Annotated in this window: 12 protein-coding genes; 8 read left to right on the top strand and 4 right to left on the bottom strand. The window is 64.9% G+C overall.

The genetic code is table 11. From position 1 onward, the window contains the following. The first annotated feature begins 109 nt into the window (after window positions 1–109). The 8 genes from AC3G2C_RS05935 to msrA all read left to right on the top strand — a co-directional run bounded on the left by AC3G2C_RS05935 (window position 110) and on the right by msrA (window position 11742). Complete coding sequence (locus AC3G2C_RS05935) at window positions 110–3010, top strand: TonB-dependent receptor domain-containing protein (RefSeq protein WP_488383689.1); 2901 nt, start codon at window positions 110–112, stop codon at window positions 3008–3010. 124 nt (window positions 3011–3134) lie between these two features. Further along, window positions 3135–5480 carry a GH92 family glycosyl hydrolase gene (locus AC3G2C_RS05940; RefSeq protein WP_488383690.1) on the top strand — a complete coding sequence of 782 codons (2346 nt, stop codon included), beginning with the start codon at window positions 3135–3137 and terminating at the stop codon, window positions 5478–5480. Between the two features lie 348 nt (window positions 5481–5828). Beyond that, a complete protein-coding gene (locus AC3G2C_RS05945) occupies window positions 5829–7613 on the top strand; it encodes a sensor histidine kinase (RefSeq protein ID WP_488383691.1) in 1785 nt (594 codons plus the stop codon). Continuing rightward, window positions 7610–8050: a response regulator gene (locus AC3G2C_RS05950; RefSeq protein ID WP_488383692.1), complete on the top strand. Its 441-nt coding sequence runs from the start codon at window positions 7610–7612 to the stop codon at window positions 8048–8050. The genes AC3G2C_RS05945 and AC3G2C_RS05950 overlap by 4 nt, the downstream gene beginning before the upstream one ends. A gap of 29 nt (window positions 8051–8079) precedes the next feature. Beyond that, window positions 8080–9672, top strand: a complete 1593-nt coding sequence (locus AC3G2C_RS05955) for a response regulator (RefSeq protein WP_488383693.1) — start codon at window positions 8080–8082, stop codon at window positions 9670–9672. Between the two features lie 471 nt (window positions 9673–10143). Further along, complete coding sequence (locus tag AC3G2C_RS05960; protein ID WP_488383772.1) at window positions 10144–10422, top strand: putative signal transducing protein; 279 nt, start codon at window positions 10144–10146, stop codon at window positions 10420–10422. 51 nt (window positions 10423–10473) lie between these two features. Beyond that, a complete protein-coding gene (locus tag AC3G2C_RS05965) occupies window positions 10474–11004 on the top strand; it encodes an adenine phosphoribosyltransferase (protein WP_488383694.1) in 531 nt (176 codons plus the stop codon). 81 nt (window positions 11005–11085) lie between these two features. Beyond that, a complete protein-coding gene (gene msrA, locus AC3G2C_RS05970) occupies window positions 11086–11742 on the top strand; it encodes a peptide-methionine (S)-S-oxide reductase MsrA (protein WP_488383695.1) in 657 nt (218 codons plus the stop codon). A 376-nt stretch (window positions 11743–12118) separates the two neighbouring features. Here the strand turns inward: msrA and AC3G2C_RS05975 are convergent, their stop codons facing one another. The 4 genes from AC3G2C_RS05975 to AC3G2C_RS05990 form a co-directional block, all read right to left on the bottom strand. Further along, window positions 12119–12718: a hypothetical protein gene (locus AC3G2C_RS05975; protein WP_488383696.1), complete on the bottom strand. Its 600-nt coding sequence runs from the start codon at window positions 12716–12718 to the stop codon at window positions 12119–12121. Between the two features lie 9 nt (window positions 12719–12727). After that, a complete protein-coding gene (oxyR, locus tag AC3G2C_RS05980) occupies window positions 12728–13672 on the bottom strand; it encodes a DNA-binding transcriptional regulator OxyR (protein WP_488383697.1) in 945 nt (314 codons plus the stop codon). 148 nt (window positions 13673–13820) lie between these two features. After that, complete coding sequence (locus AC3G2C_RS05985) at window positions 13821–15746, bottom strand: S8 family serine peptidase (protein ID WP_488383698.1); 1926 nt, start codon at window positions 15744–15746, stop codon at window positions 13821–13823. 73 nt (window positions 15747–15819) lie between these two features. Then, window positions 15820–18405: an ESPR-type extended signal peptide-containing protein gene (locus tag AC3G2C_RS05990; protein WP_488383699.1), complete on the bottom strand. Its 2586-nt coding sequence runs from the start codon at window positions 18403–18405 to the stop codon at window positions 15820–15822. Between the last annotated feature and the right edge of the window lie 155 nt (window positions 18406–18560).

Consider the following 18560-nt stretch of genomic DNA (forward strand, 5'->3'; position numbering starts at 1 on the left):
GGCTCACGTTGCAAACGTCGGCAACACAACAACCACAACGAAAGCCGCCAACGGTTTGGAGAGAACGATGGCTGCCATCACCACACAAGGTATTCGGGAGGGAATCAAGATGAACCGTATCCACCTGCGCCGCGCCCTGCTTGCCAGTTCGCTGGCTTGCGCGCTCGCCACGCCGCTGTACGCGCAAACCGGCGCCGCCCAGAGCGGTGACCAGAACACTCCGTCGCCGAGCGATGCGAACAAGAAGCCCGTAACTCTCGACAAGATCGTGGTTACCGGCTCGCGCATTCCTCGCTCGGAGATCGAAGGTCCCGCACCGGTCACCATCATCACGGCCGAGCAGATCAAGGCACAGGGCTACACCACGGTATACGAGTTCCTCAACTCGCTGCCGCAGGTGGCAACGCCGGAGTTCTCCGATCGCGTGTCCACCTGGGGCAACACGGCCGTCAACGCCCGCCCGATCAACCTGCGCAACCTGGGTCCGGACCACAGCCTGCTGCTGGTGGACGGTCACCGCATTCCCGACTATCCGCAGCCGAGTGCTGGACAAAGCACGTTCCAGAACTTCGCCAACATTCCGGTGGGCATGATCGACCACATCGAAGTGCTGGCAACCGGCGCGTCGTCGATCTACGGCTCCGATGCCGTGGCCGGCGTGGTCAACGTGATCCTCAAGAAAACCTACCAGGGCGATGACCTGCAGGTCACCGGCGGTGGCGCTACCCGTGGCGGCCGCAACTACGGCGACGTGAACTTCCTGGGCGGTCGTTCGGGCGACGGCTGGCACGTGGTCTACAACTACCAGCACACCAATCGTTCGCCGCTGTGGGGCCGCGATCGCACCTACACCGACTCCGAGACCGACGCGGGCTACGGTGCCTGGAACCCCAGCGCGCGCATGTTCGGTTTCCCCACCTCCAACGGTGCGGCGATCCAGAACGCCGCCGGCAACTTCATCACGCCGCCGGCGGGTGCATGCAGCAAGTTTGGCAACAACTTCTCCGCGTACGACCACAAGACGGTCGGCACCAACGGCAATGTGGTGGACCCCACCAACATTACCGACACGGGCGTGTCGTGCACGCAGAACGCCGCGTTCGCTAACTGGGTGCTCTCGCCAGGCCTGCGCAGCGACAGCGTCTATGTGGCGGGTGACTACGATTTCAGTTCCTCGCTGCAAGGCTATGGCTCGGTGGCCTTCAAGGACAGCACCGGCACCACCAACACCGCGCTGCCGGCGCTATACCCGATGAGCGGCCTGCCGAACAATTTCTATGACCAGACCTCCGGGCAGGTCATCAGCAACTACGTTCGCCAATTGACGCCGCAGGAGTTGGGTGGCTACGGCAATACGCACGACTACGAACAGAACTGGGATATCCATGGCGGCCTCAAGGGCACCATCCTGGACAACCGCTTCAACTGGGACCTCAACCTCGGTACCAGCAAGTACATCGTGCATGAGCACTACACGGGCCTGAACGAACAGGGCATGTTCGATTACTTCTTCGGGCCGCAGCTGGGCACCACCACGGTGAATGGCACCGCGTACCCGACCTACGCGTTGAACAACAATCGCTTCTGGAGCCCGATTTCGCCGTCCGATTACCAGAGCTTCGCCGTGGGCGGCGTCAACAGCGCCTATACCTGGATGGATCAGGCCACGTTGAACGTCAACGGTGACTTGTTCAACACCTGGGCCGGCCCGGTCGGTTTCGCTGGCGTAGTGGAAGCCAACCACCAGGGCTTCCGCCTGGCGCCCGATCCGCGCGGCAACACCACCACGTTCGGCGACCCGTTCCAGAACTACATCACCGGCGGCGGTACGCGTAACCGCCTGTCCACTGCCACCGAGTTCCGCGTGCCGCTGGCCTCGACGCTGACCTGGACGATCTCCGGTCGCCTCGACAAGTACCGCGACGCCAGCCTCGCCAATATTGCCCGCACGTGGGGCACCTCGCTGGAGTGGCGTCCGCTGGAAGGCCTGCTGCTGCGCGGCACCTACGGCACCAACTTCCATGCGCCGGACATGCAGGCCATCTACCTGGCCGATTCGGTCTCCACTGTGGGTAACTACGCTGACCCGCTGCAGTGCATCCAGAAGGGCGACCGCGCCTGCCAGAACTACCAGCACGCCACCTTCTTCAACCAGTACTCGGGCGGTAGTCGCAACTTGCTGCCAGAAACTGGTCACTCCTGGACGTATGGTGTGGTGTGGGACGTGCCGATGGTGGAGGGCCTGTCCGTGTCGGCCGACTACTGGCACATGGGCATCGACAACGCCATCAAGTGGATCGACACCAACACGCTGCTGACCGACGAAGCGGGCTGCCTCACCGGCCAGACCGTGAGCGGCGCGCCGTACATCGCGCACCCGCTGGGTTCGGAGTACTGCCAGTTGGCCATTCGCAACGTGGTGCGCGACACCGCCGGCAACATCGTCAGCGCTACCGTGGGCCCGATCAACGAAGCGTCGCTGTACGTAAGTGGCGTGGATGCCTCGGTGAGCTACAAGTTCGCCACGCAGCGCTGGGGTAGCTTCAATGTGCGCATTGACTACACCAACAACCTCTCCTTCAAGGAGCGGGATCTGGCCTCCGACCCGCTGGTGAACACCCGTTACCAGTATGTGGCAAGCAAGGTGGTGGGTACGGCCGCATGGCACTACGGCGATTGGGACGTGACGCTGCACGGCGAGCGTTCGGGCTCCATGCGCGCCAACAACTACGGCGGTTGCGAAGTGCTGCCCAACGGCATCCAGCCGTCGGTGGGCGACCCGCAGTGCGTGATCTATCGCGGCCACGTGTCGCCGTGGATCATCTGGAGTTCGTCGGTGTCGTATCAAATCAACGAGCGCCTCAAGGCCGGCCTCAACGTGTCGAACATCTTCGACAAGGTGGGCGCCATCCCGTACTACGCGGGCGGCTTCGAGTTCATTCCGACGCAGCAGGGCGCCAACTACACCGGTCGCGAAGTGTTCCTGTCACTGGATTGGAAGATCGACTGACGCAACAAGCAGGGCGGGCCACTTGGCCCGCCCTGAGTTTCATCGAACGACGCGATGGAATGTGCACGACGCAAAGGACACTGCTAGATTCCAAACGGTCCAAAGCGTCACGCAGGGGAATTTCATGGCACGTCTTCCATCCCGCTCCTGGTTTCCGCTGATGCTCGCGCTAGCCTTGTCGCCCGTGGCGGCAGTGGCGGGCACCAGCGAGCATGCGGTCGATGTCGATCCGCGTATCGGCACCGGCGGCGACGGTCACACCTTCCCGGGTGCCACCGTGCCATTCGGCATGATTCAGTTGTCGCCCGACACGGCCATGCCGAATTTCAAGCAGGCCTATAAATGGGCCGCCGGCTATCAGTACGGCGACACCAGCCTGCTCGGTTTTTCCCATACGCATTTTTCCGGCTCGGGTCACTCGGATCTCGGTGACGTGCTCGTGATGCCGATTGCTGGCGACGTGCGCTTGGAGCAGGGTGACCCGGCCCAGCCGGGCAGCGGCTACCGCTCGCGTTTCAGCCACCAGAGCGAGAAGGTGGAGGCGGGCTATTACGCCGTCACGCTCAGCGATTACGGCGTGCGTGCCGAACTCACCGCCGGCCGCCGTGTCGGCTGGCATCGCTATACGTTTCCGGCTGGCAAGCCCGCGCATCTTCTGCTCGACCTTCGCCCCAGCATCTACGACTACGACGGCAAGGTGCTATGGGCCAGCCTGCGTGTTCGCGAGGACGGCACCGTTACCGGTTGCCGCACCACGCGTGGTTGGGCGCCCGGGCGCGAGCTGTGCTTCGCCATGCGCTTCTCGCAGCCGATGCAGGCGCGCACGCTGTACAACCGCGAAGTCGACGTGGTCTACAAAGGCTTCAAGGGCCCGGGCCACCAGGCAGAAGATCACGATGCGCAGCAGGGCCGCGCCTTGGTGGGCGTGTTCGACTTCGGTGCCTTGAAACAGCCGTTGGGCGTGAAGGTGGCGATCTCCTCGGTGAGCGAGGCCAACGCCATCGCCAACCTGGATGCCGAAGGGCAGGGCTGGGATTTCGATGCCCGTCGCGCCGAAGCGCGCGAGGCATGGAACAAGGCCTTGGCCGTCATCGACGTAGATGCGCCCAAGGCGCAGCGCGTCAGCTTCTATACCTCGCTGTATCACGCGCTGCTCTCGCCCACGTTGAGCATGGACGTGAACGGCCAGTTTCGCGGCCCCGATGGCGCCGTGCATCAGGCCACCGACGCCAACGGCCCCTTCGAGTTCCACTCCACCTGGTCCCTGTGGGATGTCTACCGCGCCCAGCAGCCGCTGATGGCTTTGCTGATGCCCCAGCGCAGCACCGACTTCGTGCGCTCGCTGATCGCCGCGCGCGAGGCCAGCCCGTTCGGCATTCTGCCGGTATGGGCGTACCAGGGCCTGGAAACGTGGTGCATGATCGGCTACCACGCCGTGCCGGTGATCGCCGATGCCTACGTCAAGGGCGTGCGCGGCTTCGATGCCGATGCCGCGCTCAAGGCCATGGTAGCCAGCGCCACCTATGCGCCGTATGGCGGCCTGGGTGACTACATGAAGCTCGGCTACGTACCCATCGACAAGGAGCCCGAAGGCGCCTCCAAGACGCTGGAATACGCCTATGACGACTGGTCGCTGGCGCAGATGGCCAAGGCCATGGGGCGCCAGGACATTGCCGCCACCTTCGAAAAGCGCGCCGGAAACTGGCGCAACGCTTACGACCCCAAAACCGGCTTCATGCGTGCCCGCAAAACCGATGGAACCTTCCGCGAACCCTTCGACCCGGATGCCGCCGGCTACGGCACCGACTACACCGAGGGCAACGCCTGGCAGTACTCCTGGTACGTCCCGCAGGACGTGGCCGCGCTAGTCAAGGCCATGGGCGGCGATGCCGCTTTCGTTGCCAAGCTCGACAGCGTGTTCGACGCCAAGGTCGACCCGGCGCGCTTTGCCCATGTGGAAGACATCACCGGCCTCATCGGCTGGTACGCCCATGGCAACGAGCCCAGCCACCACCTGGCCTATCTCTACGACTATGCCGGCGCCCCGTGGCAGACCCAGAAGCGCCTCAAGCAAATCATGGATACGCAGTACGCCGAGCGGCCCGACGGCCTTGCCGGCAACGACGACCTGGGGCAGATGTCGGCCTGGTACATCTTTACCGCGCTCGGTTTCTACCCGGTGACACCGGCCAGCGTGGAGTACGCCATTGGGCGGCCGTTCGTATCCCGCGCCAGCCTGCATCTGCCCAACGGCAAGGTATTCACCGTGAGCGCCGCGCCGCTGGACGATCGCCATCCCTATGTCGGCAGCGTCACCCTCAACGGTAAGCCACTGGATCGCGTATTTCTCCGCCACGACGAGATCCTGGCGGGTGGCGAGTTGCGCTTCCGCATGCAGGCCGAACCCAATCGGGCCTGGGGCCAGCAGCCCGGTAGCCGGCCCTCATCCATGAGCGAGGGCGGGTTCTAAAGATGCTCTGATTTTGATCGTCATTCCTGCGAACGCAGGAGGTGCCTTTCAACAGCCGAAGGGCTGGTCATCCCGTGACCTTGCGCTCAACGCTTTACAGGCCGGGGGGCCAAAGCTTTCTCGGGGATGACGAGCAAAATGTCGGTTGGTCAGTACCGATCCAGGCGTTTGGCCGTTGCCGTGATGCGGGGCGCAAAATGAACCCCCTCAGCCAGCGCTGACTAAGGTGAGAGGAAAACCCCTCGCTCCAGAGGTGGCAATTGCCTGGGGGATTCTGCAACTATGCCGGGCATGTTGCGCTCCTCATGGAAATTGGCGTCGACACTCCGGCCGGCCACCAAAGACCGGATGGCCCTGCGCTGGCGCCTGGGCGGCCTGCTGGCGGCCGTGCTCGTGATCGTGGCGCTGCCGTACATTGTCACCCGGAGTGGGGCGGCGGAGGCCATTCGCGCCAATGAGCGCGTGACCCACTCATCCGAAGTCAAATCGCTGACCTATCGCATCGCTTATGTCACACGCGACAGCGAGGCTGCGATCTATCGCATGATCCATGGCGACATGTCGCCGCAAGTTCGCGAGCGGGCCGCGCGCGCCGAGCGCGAAGTGCCGCGCCTGCTCAACCAACTGCGCGAGATGACCCGCGACAGCGCAGACCAGCAAGCCCTGATCGGCTCGCTCAACGCCGTGGTCAATGGCCGCATGGCGTTGAGCGGCCAAGCCGTGCTGCATCAGGACAAAGGTGACTCCCAAGGCGCGGCGGACGCCATGCGCGATGCAGGCACGTTGTTTCGCATGGATGACCTTATCGAAGGCATCGTCCGCAACGAAGACACCGTTTTGCTCGGGCGCCGCGACGCGGCCTCGCGCGAGGCCTTGAATAGCAGCCTGGCCCTGGCTATCACCGCCATTGCGCAGATGGTGTTGCTGACCATCGTGGTGATCGTGTCCGAGCGCCAGATCAGTCGTCGCCTGGTCGCCGAAGTGCGCGAAGGGCAGGCCGTGCAGCGCTCGCAACTGATCGTGCAGGCGGTGCGCGAGCCCATTGCACTGCTCGACGCCAACCTCGGCACCTTGCTGGTGAACGCCGCCTTCGGCGAGTTGTACGGGCTGCCGCCCGATTTCCGCCAATCGATGCCGCTCACCGAGATCGGCGAAGGCGCGTGGACCGATGGCGCCTTGCTGCAACGACTCAACGACGTGTTGCTGCTCGATCGCGAGCTGTGGGACTACGAGTTGGTCCAGCGCACGGTCGATGGCGTGGATCGCCACGTAGTGATCAACGCCCGTCGCCTGGAGCCCGAAGGCGGCGGCGACCCGGTATTGCTGATCACCCTGAGCGACGTGACCGCGCGTGCCCTGGTGGAGCAGCAGGTCAAGGAGCTCAACCGCCAACTCGAAGGCAAGGTGGAGCAGATCTCGGATGTGAACCGTGAGCTGGAAGCCTTCAGTTACTCCGTGTCGCACGATTTGCGCGCGCCGCTGCGCCATATCAGTGGTTTCGCGGGCAAGTTGCAGCAGCACCTGGGCGATGCCGCGGATGAGCGTTCGCGCCACTATATCGAGGTGATCAACGATGCCTCGCGGCGCATGGCCCTGTTGATCGAAGACCTGCTGGTGTTCTCGCGCCTGGGTCGTGGCGCGCTGCGCCTTCAGCCGGTGGATATGCAATCCCTGGCCGATGAGGCGCGTGCGCTCGCCGAAATCGATGCGCACGGCCGCCATATCGTCTGGTCCATCGCCCCGCTGCCTATCGTGGTCGGCGACGAGAACATGTTGCGCACCGTGTGGCAGAACCTGCTCGGCAACGCGGTCAAGTACACCGGCAAATGCGACGTGGCGCGCATCGATGTGGACGTACAGCGCCATCGCGATGGTAGCTATGAATTCGTGGTGACCGACAACGGTGCCGGTTTCGACATGCAGTACGCGGGCAAGCTATTCGGCGTGTTCCAGCGCCTGCACCGCGCCTCGGAGTTCCCCGGTAACGGCATTGGCCTGGCCAACGTGCGGCGTATCATCACGCGTCATGGCGGACGCGTCTGGGCCGACGCCCAGCCCGGGCAGGGTGCACGCTTCCATTTCTCGATGCCCGCGTCCGACCTGGCTGAAAGCTTTACGCAGAGGCGGCCATGAACCACCGTGACATTCGAACCATCCTGCTCGTCGAGGACAGCCTCGCAGATGCGGAAATGGCCATGGATGCGCTGGCCGAGGCTAACCTCGCCAACCCCGTGGTGCACCTGGAAGACGGCGTGGATTGCCTGGATTACCTCTACTGCCGCGGCGAGTGGGCCGGGCGCGAGCCGATCGACCCCGCGGTGGTGCTGCTCGATATCAAGATGCCCCGCATGAGCGGCCTGGAAGTACTCACCCAATTGCGCGCGGACGAACGCTTTCGACGCGTGCCGGTGGTCATCCTTTCTTCCTCCCGCGAGGAAAGCGATCTGGCGCGAAGCTGGGATATCGGCGCCAACGCCTACGTAATCAAACCCGTGGACGTAGAGCAGTTCTTTGAAGCCGTACGCACGGTGGGGCAGTTCTGGGCAGTGCTCAACCAGGCGCCCGAATAGCCGTGCAACATTCGGGCAGGACGCCCACGATGGAGTCGCAGAAAGTGGACAGGCAACACCGCGCTATCCCGAAAATTCGCGTATTGCAGATCGAGGACAGCCAACTCGACGCCGAACTGGTGCTGTCCGAGCTGGACGCCGATGCTATCGATTACGACGTGTATCTGGTGGATGCGGAGCCGGAGTTCCTTGGGGCGCTGGACGAGTTCTGCCCCGACATCGTGCTGTCAGACCTCAGCATGCCCGGCTTCTCCGGCCAGCGCGCGCTGGAGCTGCTGCGCGAACGCGACCAGGATCTACCCTTTATCTTCGTTTCCGCCACGCTGGGCGAAGAGGCGGCCATCGAAGCCCTGCGCAACGGCGCCACCGACTACATCCTCAAACAGAACCCCGCGCGCCTGGCCTCCGCCGTGCGGCGCGCATTGCGCGAAGCGGAAGCACAGCGCGCACGTCGCCGCGCCGAAACCGAACTCATCCGCGCACAGCGCTTTGAAAGCCTCGCCATGCTGGCCGGAGGCCTCAGCCACGATCTGCGCAACCTGTTGCAGCCACTGCTGCTGGCGGGCGACAGCCTGCAGGACTATCAGGAAGACCCCCGCCTGGCCCGCCTGGGTCGCTTGGTGCGCGATTGCGGCAAGCGCGGCCTGGACATGGTGCAATCCATGCTGTCGTTCGCACGCGGCGCGCGCCTTACCGAGCAGGTCCGCGTGGGCGCGCTGCTGGATGCGCTCAACCTGCTCCTGCAAGGCAGCGTGCCGCGCTCGGTGACGCTGCAATTGTCGGCGGCCGACCTGGAGATCACCTTCGAGGGAAACCACACCGAATTGCAGCAGTGCCTGCTCAACCTCTGCCTCAATGCCATCCAGGCGATGCCCGACGGCGGCGAGTTGCGCATCGAGACACACGTGGACACCCTGCTTGAGGACTTTTTCCTGGCGGACGAAGAAGCCGTTGCCGGGAGCTACCTGCGCCTCACCGTAGCCGACACCGGCATCGGCATGGACGAGGAGGCGCTCGGGCACATGTTCGAGCCCTTCTACACCACCAAGGATACGGGCACGGGCCTGGGCCTCATTTCCTGCAAGCGCATCGTGACCGCGCATGACGGTGTGATGCGCGTGCACAGCACGCCGCATGAGGGCACGCAGTTTCACCTGTACATTCCGCTGTCCGACCGCGTGGTGGACCTCAGTGAGCTGGAGGCGGACGGCGATCTGCAGGGCGAAGCCGAGCGCGTGCTGGTGGTGGTGGAAGAAGCCGGCCAGTTGTCGCTGCTGGTCGACACGCTCGACTCCTGGGGCTACCAGGCCCATGCCAGCCAGAGCGGCACGGCAGCGTTGCAATGGATCGAGGCACACGGCGTGCCCGATCTTGTCGTGCTGGATGCGGACATGAATCTGTTTACCGGCGTGCGCACGCTCGCCGCGTTGTTCGATCACGGTTACCGCCGCGCGGTGCTGCTTCTGGCACGCCCGGATGCACCACCGGATATGGACGAGCTGCCCGTGATGGAACACCTCTATCTCATCGACAAACCCATTTCCACGCAGAAATTGTTGCGCACGGTAAGGGTGGCGTTGGAGGCGAGTTCGGCAGGTGGCTTGCCGGAGGGGTTGCCGTAAGGGCGTTTTCCTCGCGTTTGTGGTGTGGATGCTGCTTCGAGGTGCTCATCGGCAGCAGAAAGTGAGTCACGTTGTATGGGCGCGACGCGCGCACCTCCCGGGTTCACCCGCACCGACAACGTCGTCCCCGCGAAAGCGCGAACCTGGCGTCTTGTTATTAATCGAGGTCCTTCAGGTCGCAGTATGGCTAGTGAAGAACGAAGGCACGAGATGACTCGCGGAGTCCGCCTTGGGCATGCCTAGGGCGTTTTGAGCGCTTTGCGTTTGTTCTGCCTTCGTGGCGATGATGAGCGGGAAAATGAGAAGGCCGCTTGCAGACGCTGCGCGCCCATTCGGCGCCACTGCATCCATTGAAAATCCTGTCCAGGCGATAGCCCATACCACCCATGGCGCCATACTTCCCAGCGCGCCGGGCACGTAACGACCCTGAAAACCTTGCTCCACCCCTCCCAGCGCGCTAGCGTGCCACCCATGCGCATCGCCTATCGAGCCGAAAGCCTCATCGACGCCCACCTGGTGAAGGACGCGCTGGAGCGCGCGGACATTCCCGCCTTTGTCGCCGGGGAGTACCTCACGGGCGCGGTAGGGCAATTGCCGGCTCTGGACTATGTGGCCGTGATGGTGCCGGAAAGCCACCAGCAGGCCGCCGAGCAGGTCGTGCGGGAGGTGGAGGCCGCGCTGGTGGAGGCGCGGCTGGCCCTGAGCGACTTCGAGGACGACCCCGACGCGCCCCTGCCTGCGCTGGGTTGAAGCCCGGCGGTATGCTCTCCCGGCGCGATATCCGCGCTGAGGAAGTTTTTCATGGAACATGTGTTGCAGCAGATCCAGGCGCTGGTTCGCGCCGTGCCTGATTTTCCCAAGCCCGGCGTGGTGTTTCGCGACATTACCCCCTTGCTCGCCGACGCCGGCGGTTTTGCCCGCTGTATCGATGCGCTGGCCGAGCCCTGGCAGGGCAGCGGGGTGCAGGCAGTGTGCGGTATCGAATCGCGCGGTTTCATTTTTGGCGCGGCGCTGGCGCAAAAGCTGCACGCCGGCTTTGTGCCCCTGCGCAAGCCGAACAAGCTGCCGCCGCCGGTGGTGGGGGTGGATTATCAGCTCGAATATGGCATGGATCGCCTGGAGGCACGTAACGATGCGCTACGTCCGGGCGAAAGAGTGTTGATCGTGGATGACGTGCTCGCCACGGGCGGCACGCTGGCGGCCGCCGCCGTGCTGGTGAACAAGCTCGGGGCGGAACTGGTGGGCGCCAGTGTGGTCATCGAATTGCCCGCGTTGGATGGGCGCTCGCGCTGGGTGGGCGGTCAGCCGGTGCACGCGCTGCTGCGTTATTGACGCCAGGCCGGGGCGGCTTTCGTTGATTTACGCAGACGCGGCCGCCATATCGGTAGAAATGCAGAAGTAGGAGGTTTCCCCATGCTTGGTATCGGCGCCTTTAAGCAACGTATGCCGCATCGCGAAGATGCTTTGCCAGGGCGCGATCGCCCGATTGTGCCGTCCGCCGTGCACCACGTACTGGGCACGCCGTTGCCTGTGGAGGCCTACCCCGGGGCGGCGGTGCTGGTGGTGGGCATGGGCTGTTTCTGGGGTGCGGAGCGCAAGTTCTGGAGCGTGCCGGGCGTGTTGAGCACGTCGGTGGGGTATGCCGGCGGCTACACGCCCAACCCCACGTATCGCGAGGTGTGTTCCGGGCAGACCGGGCATACCGAGGTGGTACGCGTGATCTACGACCCCGCCAAGGTGGATCTTGAAACGTTGCTACGCGTGTTCTGGGAGAACCACGACCCCACGCAGGGCATGCGTCAAGGCAACGACATGGGCACGCAATACCGTTCGGCGATCTACGTGAGCGACGTGACGCAGCTCGCTGCGGCTGAGGCATCGGCCAAGCGTTTTCAGGCCGAGCTGGCCAAGGCGGGTTACGGTGCGATCACCACGGAGATTGCGTTGGCCGGGCCGTTCTATCTGGCCGAGGACGATCATCAGCAATATTTGTCCAAGCACCCGGACGGCTATTGCGGCCTGGGTGGCACGGGTGTGAGCTGTCCTATCGGGTTGCCTGGGGCGGGTTGATCGAGCGCGGGGTTTTGTAGCGCGCGTTGCTTAGGTGGCCTCCCAGGGAGCGAAGAGGCCTAACGGGCGGGCCGCAACTTGTGGAAATCGTGAGCAGGCTCTTAGCGCCTCTCCGCTTCAAGGATTTTCAGACGCTGGATCCCAGCCTTCGCTGGGATGACGATCAAGATCAGGGGTTCCTCTGGGGAGTGATTAAGCGACAGCTCGCTCGTCATTCCTGCGAACCCCAAAAAGGGGGCGAGTGCAGGAGGGGATTTTCAACAGCCGAAGGGCTGGTCATCCAGCGCCATTCCGTTCAAGTATTCATAGATGCCGGATCATCAGCCCTTCGGCTGTTGAAACGCACCTCCAGCCTTCGCTGGGATGACGATCAAGATCAGGGCGCTACCGGCGATACGCTTTCCACGAACACCAGCTCGCAGGCGCCATCGCCGGTGTCGTCGCGTGTCATTGACGTGTGCCAATACCAGCCGCCTGGGCGGGTGGCGTCCACCAGGAAGCCTTCCAGGTGAACTACTTCGCCCACGCGCACGCGTTCGAGTTCTTCGCGCACGACGCGGTCGGCGGGAATCATGTGCATGTTCGCGCTGGAGCGTTCGATCTCGCGGCGAGGGATGGGAAACTCGCTCACGTGCCAGTGGTAAAAGCGGTTCTCCTGGCTGATCTCGATGCGCGCGAGCACGCTGCTGTCGGACATGCGGCCCCAGCCCAGCGCCAGGTCGATGGGTGCGAGGGCGGCGGCATCGCCCATGTGGTAATCCGCCCGCGATAGCACGCGTGCGGTGAGTTCGAAGCGCGCCCGCGTGGTGAGCGTGACATCGCCGCGTTGCAGGGCAGCGCCTTGGTCAAGGTCGATCTGGGTTGGCGCATCGGGTGCCAATACGCCCGACGCTGGACTGAGCGGCCGATATCGCCACCAGTGCATGCCGCCCAGTGCGGCAATCAACAGCAAGCCAACGGCCAGCCAGCGTGCCATGCGTGTGCCTCAGCGCGTGCTGCGGCGTGCGGGCTTGGCCTCGCTGACGCCCGGGTGCAGTAGATCCTGTGGCAGCGAGCGGATCACCTCGGCGAAGCGCTTGAGGAACGGCGCCATGGACGAGCTCTTGCGCCACACCAGCGCAATGCGGCGGCTGGGCGGATGGCCGGCGAATTCCAGCAGGTGCACGTTGTCCGTGCGCGCCACCGGCGGCTTGATCGCCAGCGTGGGCAGCAAGGTGATGCCCACGTTGGCCGCCACCATCTGGCGCAGCGTTTCCAGGCTGGTGGCGCGAAAGCCCGAACGCTCGCCCGCACCGGCTAGTTGGCACACTTCCAGCGCCTGGTCGCGCATGCAATGGCCGTCTTCCAGCAACAGAAGGCTTTCGTCTTCCAGGTCGCCCAGCTTGAGCGGCTTCTGCCTGTGCGCCAGCGGGTGGCTTTCGGGCACGGCGAGCACGAAAGGTTCCTCGAACAGGAACTCCGTGTGCAGGCTGTCTTCGTGCAAGGGCAGGGCGAGCACACCCACATCCAGCCCGCCTTCGCGCAGCATCTTCACGACCTGCTCGGTCTTTTCCTCCACCAGCAGCAGCTCCAGGCGCGGAAAGTGTTTGCGCACCAGCGGCACCAGGTGCGGCAGCAGGTAGGGGCCCAGCGTGGGGAAGATGCCAAGGCGCAACGTGCCGGACTCAGGGTCGCGCGTGCGCTGCGCAATGGCCTTGATCTCTTCGACTTCAGCCAGCACGCCGCGCGCGCGGCGGGCGATCTCGCGGCCGGTTTCGGTGAGCAGCACTTTGCGCGGCGTGCGCTCCACCAGGGGCACGCCCAACTCGTCTTCCAGCTTTTTGATCTGGGTGGAGAGCGTGGGCTGGCTCACGAAGCTCGCTTCGGCAGCGCGCCCGAAATGGCGATGCTCGGCCAGGGCCACGAGGTAGTGCAGGTCGCGCAGGTTCATGCCGAAGGTCCACGTTCTATCGATAGCTCGTTTCTATGATGGTGAGCGCTTCCATCGGCAATGGCAATGTTCCTGCGGCCGCTCGCGCACAAAAAAAGCCCCGGCCGTAGCGCCGGGGCGAACTGGGGGCAAAAGGGACCAACCGGCCTTATGGCGTGACGAAGCTGCCCAGCACCGTGAGCTTGCTGAAATCGGCTACACCCACCACGCGCAGGTAGTAGGTGCCGGCGGTGGGCAGGCTGATCACCACCGACTCGTTGTTGCCGGGCTTCACCGATTTGTAGGTGGCATCGGAGCCATCCAGCGCCGGAGCCGTGCCCTGCTTGACGAAGAGCGACACATCGCCGGTGCCGCCCAGGGTGCGCAGGCTCAGGCTGCGCGCACCGGCGGGTACGTCCAGCGCAAACAGCAAGGTGTCGCTGGCGGCGCCGGCAAGGTTGGTGACCGCCGCGCCATTGATCAGCGCCACGGCCGTCGGGTCGGTGGTGGTGGGGTTGGAGGCGCGCGTTACCGCGGCGTACGCGTCGACGATGCCGGCACCGATGGTCTGGTCGGGCGTGCTCGGGAACTTGCGCGCGCTGGCGATCAACACGCTACGCACCTGAGCCGGCGTGAGCGCTGGCAGGCCAAGGGTCATACGCGCGCTGGCCATCAATGCCACCACACCCGATACATGCGGCGTCGCCTGCGAGGTGCCGGCCATGCCGCCATAGCTCTCGGTGGTGGGTTCGTGCGTGCCGGCATTGATCGTGGACCACACAAAGCCCGCATCGATGATCGTGCCGCTGGTGCCATCGTTGGGGTACACGCCGCCGCCCGGCGCAGCGAGCGTCACGTTGCTGCCGTAGTTGGAATAGAACGAGCGCTTGCCGGCGATACCGTTGGACGCCACGGTGATCACGCCAGGGCAACTGGCGGGTGTGTAGTTGGCGGCGTTGTCGTTATTGTTGCCTGCCGCCACCACGACGGCGACGCCGCGGCTCACCGCGCCGGCAATCGCCTGGCCGGTGATGTCGCTGGCACTGCACGCACCTTGGCCGCCCAGGCTCATGCTGATGACCTGCACGGGCGTGGTGTTGTCCGGCACGCCATCGACATGACCGCCCGAGGCCCAAGTAATGGCGTCGGCAATATCGGAGCTATAGCCACCGCAATGGCCCAGTACGCGCACCGGCAACACATGCGCCTTGTTGGCGATGCCCGCCATGCCCAGGCTGTTGTTGGTGAGTTCGGCGATGGTGCCGGACACGTGCGTGCCGTGCCAGCTACTGTTTTCCGCCTGCGAGGCATCTACGCAGCCGGTGACGGGATCGGTGTACTTGGCATCGGTGGTCCAATCGCCAAGATCCCAGCCGCCAGGCACGCGGCTATCGTCCGCGCGGCCCGATACGAACGCGTCGCTGATGAAGTCGTAGCCCGCGCCGGCGAGGGATAGATCCAGATCCGAATGCTGGGTAATGCCGGTATCCAGCACGGCGACCGTTACGCCGGTGCCGTCGGCAAGGTTCCATGCGTTGGCCACGTTGGCGCCGCCCAGATTGGCGTAGGCGGTGGTATCGCGGCCGATCTGCTCGTTGCTGCCGTCGCCCGCGCGCAGATGCCATTGGTACTTGGCGTACATCGGGTCGTTGGGTGTGACCGGCGTGAGCGCCGCCTTGTGCATCAGCACATCGGGCTGCACGCTTTGCACCGCCGGATCGGCCGCCAACTGGGCCATCAGCGCGTTGGCTTCCTGCGTATTGAGCTTGCGGCTGGTGCGCACCAGGTCGGCGCCCGTACCGAGCTTGCGCTGGTAGGCCACCGGCATGCTCTGCGAGCGCGTGGCGGCCAGCGCGACACCGCTACGGCTCAGTGCGGCGGCCACGGTCTGCACAGCGGCGACATGGTTGCTTCGCTCGGTCGTGCCGTTGCGATAGGTGACGATAAAGCGGTCATGCGCCTGCATGGCGGGCGTGATGCTGGCCTGCGTGGGCAGCGTGGGCGTCAGCGACGCCGCGGAGGCCACGGTGGTGCCGCCAGTAAGCGACAGGGCGGCCACCAGCGCGATGCGCCGAAACGTGTGGTGATGGGACATAGCGAATTACCCCGAAATGGATGGAAAGGCGAGATAAGGCACCGGCGCGACTGGGCCGCGCCGGCGCAAGAGGTCACCAGCCGAAGCTGACGCCGACCGTGCCGCTGGATTCACCGCCTCCCGCGATGGTTCCACCGACCAGCACGCTGCCGTTGCCGGGCAGGCGATGCGAATAGCCCACGGCCAGTGCGCCCTGGCCGCTGTAGTTGCCCACGGCAGCACTGACCCGGTTGTCGGTGGCGGCCGCCGCCGCGATCGCGCCAGCCATGCCAGCCATTGCCGAACCCATGGCGCCGACACGGCTCACGCGCGTATTCACTGTGTGGAATTCGTCGGATACCTGGCTGCGGAAGTTGTTGAAGTCCGACTGGCTTACCGAGCCGGCCAACTTGGCGTCGGTATAAGCCTTGGCGCTGTTGAGCGTCTGCGTGTCGCCGGCGTCCGCATAGGTCTTGGCGGTAGCGAGAGCCTGTTGGACCTGGCCCACATTGGCGGCATCGGTGGTAGCCGTGCCGGCGGCGACATTGGTCACCTGCCGTTCGCTGCCGACGCTACCCACCGACACGCTGTTGGCGCGATCGGCTACCGAGTTGGCGCCCAGCGCCACGGCGTTGGCGGCAGTGACCGAGGCGGCTTGGCCAACTGCGGTGCCGGATGCAGCGGTGACGCTGCTGTCCGCGCCCACGGCCACGGCATTGGTGGCGGCCGTGCTGATGGTGGCGTTGCTGCCCACGGCGGTGCTGCCATCGGCGCCGATGGTGGCATTCTTGCCGATGGCGGTATCGCGACCGTCGGTCGCCACGCTGCTCTGGCCCACGGCCAGGCCGTTGCCGCTGCCCTCCACCATGTGGCCGTTACCCGTGCCGATGATGTTGGTCACCTGGTTGGTGAGGTTGCCGATGCTGGTGAGTGCGCTGGACATGGAGCCATCCAGCGCGCTCAGTGCATCGCCGACGTTGCCATATGCGCTGCCTTGAATGAGATAGCTCGGCGCGGTGAATCCATTGACACCGTAGCTGGCGGAGCCGCCCAGCAGTTGCGCCACGGCCTGGCCCATCGACAGCGCGGAGCTGTTCATGGTGCTGCCCATGCCCTGCACGGCAAGGTTGAGCTGCGCCATGTTCACGGCATCGGTGTCTTCGCTGCCGGCGGCCACATTGGTGATCTGGCGATTGATGGCGCTGTGCGTAACGCCCGCGGAATCCTGCCAGTCTTGCACGGCGCCCACCGATACGGTGTTGGCGCGATCGGCCAGCGAGCCGGCGCCGATGGCGACGCTATTGGTGGCGTCCTTGGTGGTCCAGGCGTTGCTGCCGATCACGGTGGCATTCACTGCCTGTGCGTAGCTGTTGTAGCCCACCACGGTGGCGCCATCTTCGGTGGCCCAGGCCTCGGAGCCGAGTGCGGTGGTGTAGTCGGCATTGCTGGTGGAGTAGAAATCCTGGCCAGCCAGCGCATTCACGCCCAGCGCGGTGCTGTTGGCGCCACTGGCATGCGTGCCCGAGCCCACGGCGGTGGTGTAGGCGCCTGAGGCGCTTGCTCCGCCACCGAAGAAGCTCGCGATACTGCCGATGGCGGTCGCCGCCTGGCCGGTGGCCGAGCTTTCCGCGCCGACAGCTGTGGAGTACGCACCGCCGCCATGAGCGTTGGAGCCCAGTGCCGTACTCTCCCAGGACTGCGCAAAGGCGCCCATGCCATAAGCGCTAGCCTGCCAGGCGCTGGCCAGCGCAAAGCCACCTACCGCCGTGCTGAATGGGCCATCGGTTTCTGCGCGAAAACCAATGGAGATGGCGAAAGCGCCATTGGTGACACTCCCAAAGCCCACCGCGACACCTGCGCTGCCGTTGTTGATGGCGTTGTAACCCACGGCCACGCCACTGCCATGTTCTTGAGCGTTCGTGCCTAGCGCAACGCCGTTGTCTGCATCGGCCACGCTGTTGCTGCCGACAGCCACGGTGCCGACGCCGGTAGCCTGCGCGGTATCGCCCAGTGCCGCGGAGTGATCGCCTTGTGCGACCGAGCCATAGCCGACCGACGTGCTGTATTCGCCCACGGCGGCGGCGCTGTTGCCCACGGCGGAGCTGCCGGTGCCTTGTGCATAACTGCCGGCACCCAGTGCCGTGCTGTAGTCGCCGAGCGCCAGGCTCTGGTTGCCCAGCGCGCTGGACATCACGCCGTTGGCATTGCTGGAGCTGCCCACCGCGGTGCTCTGGTCGCCAGCGGCGAGGCTGTCCGCACCCACGGCGGTCGAGGCGGTGCCCAGCGTCAAGCTGCGCGTGCCCAGCGCGACACTATCGTCACCAAGCGCAGTGGCCAGCGCGCCGGCGGCGGTGGCGGTATTGCCAAGGGCCATGGCGTCGTCCGAACCATCGGCGGCACCGGTGGCCACGAAATAGCCGCTGCCTTGTGGCAGATTGGCCGAGGCGGGCGTAAAGGGAGCGGAAAGCGCGCGAACCCACGGCAGGCCGCCGAACGTGAGTGGGGCGGTGCCGTTGCCCGCCGCCTGCGTGGTGAATGGCGCCGCGAGCAAGCCGCCGCAGAGCAGTGCGGCACCCAATCGGCGTCGCACGCCGCCCTTACCGTGAGCCTTGGCCATTTCCGAGGCGACAACGAGCCGCTGGAGCGACTTGCTCCAGACCTTGCTGTGGATCTTGTTCACGCGAAACTCCCCGATGGATGATCGAGCGCGGCTGGCGTCAGGCGCCAAGGCGCTATCAATGGTGTTGATGCACATCGAAGCGATCCCCATCACCCCGATGCGTATGGACGTCTAGACGCTTTGGTCAGCGCCTAAGCCATCGATGCGAAGATCGG

It is taken from the genome of Frateuria sp. sgz306004 (assembly GCF_057750885.1).

Bases quoted from the DNA above. Each gene is read 5' to 3' on its own strand.
- AC3G2C_RS05975 (WP_488383696.1), bottom strand. From the start codon at position 12,718: ATGGCACGCTGGCTGGCCGTTGGCTTGCTGTTGATTGCCGCACTGGGC.
- AC3G2C_RS05965 (WP_488383694.1), top strand. From the start codon at position 10,474: ATGGAACATGTGTTGCAGCAGATCCAGGCGCTGGTTCGCGCCGTGCCT.
- AC3G2C_RS05945 (WP_488383691.1), top strand. From the start codon at position 5,829: ATGGCCCTGCGCTGGCGCCTGGGCGGCCTGCTGGCGGCCGTGCTCGTG.
- AC3G2C_RS05960 (WP_488383772.1), top strand. From the start codon at position 10,144: ATGCGCATCGCCTATCGAGCCGAAAGCCTCATCGACGCCCACCTGGTG.
- AC3G2C_RS05985 (WP_488383698.1), bottom strand. From the start codon at position 15,746: ATGTCCCATCACCACACGTTTCGGCGCATCGCGCTGGTGGCCGCCCTG.
- AC3G2C_RS05955 (WP_488383693.1), top strand. From the start codon at position 8,080: ATGGAGTCGCAGAAAGTGGACAGGCAACACCGCGCTATCCCGAAAATT.
- AC3G2C_RS05940 (WP_488383690.1), top strand. From the start codon at position 3,135: ATGGCACGTCTTCCATCCCGCTCCTGGTTTCCGCTGATGCTCGCGCTA.
- oxyR (WP_488383697.1), bottom strand. From the start codon at position 13,672: ATGAACCTGCGCGACCTGCACTACCTCGTGGCCCTGGCCGAGCATCGC.
- AC3G2C_RS05935 (WP_488383689.1), top strand. From the start codon at position 110: ATGAACCGTATCCACCTGCGCCGCGCCCTGCTTGCCAGTTCGCTGGCT.
- AC3G2C_RS05950 (WP_488383692.1), top strand. From the start codon at position 7,610: ATGAACCACCGTGACATTCGAACCATCCTGCTCGTCGAGGACAGCCTC.
- msrA (WP_488383695.1), top strand. From the start codon at position 11,086: ATGCTTGGTATCGGCGCCTTTAAGCAACGTATGCCGCATCGCGAAGAT.